This window comes from Micromonospora sp. NPDC002411, assembly GCF_053592955.1.
In genome coordinates, this window is record NZ_JBSFBM010000619.1 from 1 (window position 1) to 1,575 (window position 1,575).

General features: G+C 73.0%; 2 protein-coding genes. Both read right to left on the reverse strand.

Annotation, left to right across the window (positions count from 1 at the left end):
- Positions 1-167 precede the first annotated feature (167 nt).
- Positions 168-1,280, reverse strand: coding sequence for an iron-containing redox enzyme family protein (locus tag ACWCO3_RS34505; RefSeq protein WP_450014190.1), 1,113 nt, complete (start codon positions 1,278-1,280; stop codon positions 168-170).
- A 49-nt stretch (positions 1,281-1,329) separates the two neighbouring features.
- On the reverse strand, positions 1,330-1,575 hold a 246-nt coding region (locus ACWCO3_RS34510), incomplete at its 5' end, for a hypothetical protein (RefSeq protein WP_450014192.1).

Below are 1,575 nucleotides of genomic sequence, written 5' to 3' on the forward strand. Positions count from 1 at the left end.
CCGTGACCGTCGCCTCGGTGGGTGCAGAGCAAAGGACGAAAGCAAGAGACCTACGCCTGAAGGCTGGCGGCGGCCCTACGCCTGAGGGCTGGCGGCAACACGCCACCGGCTCTCGGCGGACAGCGCGAGCAGCGCGACCAGCGCGAGCAGCGCGACCAGCGGGCTCGTCAGACGAGCGCGGTCGGGGCCTGCGGGGCGACCACCCCCGGTGGGGCCGGGGTCGACGCAACGAGTGAGACGGTCGGCGGCAGCGCCGGCGGAGTAGGTGGCCGCAGGGAACTGCGGCCGGCGGCCCAACTGTCCAGCAGGTGCGCGGCGAACAACCGGTCCAGCGCGAGCCCGGCCGCCGCGCCGAACAGCACGTCGGGGGCGAGGGCCGGCTCGACCGCGACCAGGCCACCGCACATGTCGTGGGCGGCGATCTGCTCGTGCACCGCGTCGGCCTCGACGTGCTCGTCGTAGAAGCGGGTGGCCACCTCGTCGAAGCCCAGCCGGCGCAGCCCGTTGCCGTAGCGACGGTTCGGCAAGGAGGAGGTCATCTCGAACGCGGCGAGGTGTCCCAGCAGCGCGCCGCGCAGTCGCCGGTGCAGCCCGAACAGCGACATCAGGTTGTTGGTCGCCAGGGTCACGGCCGGTACGGCGTCCAGGTGGGCGGCGTACCCGACATCCAGCCCGAGCCGGTCGAGGGTGCTCCGGAACAGCTCGGCGTGCATCCGGTCCAGCCGGCCGTTGCCGTACTCGTCGGTCTGGATCTCCACGAGCGCGGCCTTGGCCGGGCCACCGAGGCGGGGCAGCGCCCAACTGTGCGGGTCCGCCTCGCGCAGGTGGTACACCGACCGGTGTACGACGAACTCGCGGAACTGGGCGAGGTCGGCGCGTCGCTGGAGGTCGGTGGCCAGCGACGGTCCGTCGTCGGCCGCGACCACCTCGGCCAGGCCGGCGGCCACCCCGGCGACGGGCGCCACCGGCGTGCCGACCAGCCGGCGCAGCGCCGCCTCGAAGAGCCGTTCGCAGTGGGCGCGCAGGGCGAGCAGCGTCGGCTGCCACTCCCACGACTCGTCTACACCACTCCAGCCCCGGTAGTGCAGCTCGTAGCAGAGGAACAGGGTCAGCTGGAGGTCCTCGTCGGTGATCGGGTCCGCAGGGTCGAGGTCGACGCCGAGACCGGTCGGCAGGTCGTGCGGCGGACGCCGCAGAGCCTCGACCACAGCCGCAGAGAGCGGGCCGCGCGGCCGCGGAAGGGTCGCGGGACCGTAGCGGCGGTCAGCGGGCTCGGACATGGGACCTCCAGCGTCGTCGGGCCGCTTCTGATGCCCTGGCCAGGGGTGACTAAACGAAGTCCTGGGCGTTCGCGGTGACCTCCACCTGCTCCCGGACCTTCCGGGCGGGAGCGCCGTCGGCGTACAGGCCCCGCAGATCGGCGAACGCCGGCTCCGGCGGCGCCAACGACACCGCCGGGTCGACGACCGCCTCCAGTACGCAGCGCACATGGTCAACCGCCGCCGAGACCTCAACGGCCAACAGATCTGCATCATCCTGACCGTCCGCGACACCAGGGGCGGCCGATGATCCGGG

Excerpts from the sequence above, each read along its gene's own strand:
- ACWCO3_RS34505 (WP_450014190.1), bottom strand. The coding sequence starts at position 1,280 with ATGTCCGAGCCCGCTGACCGCCGCTACGGTCCCGCGACCCTTCCGCGG.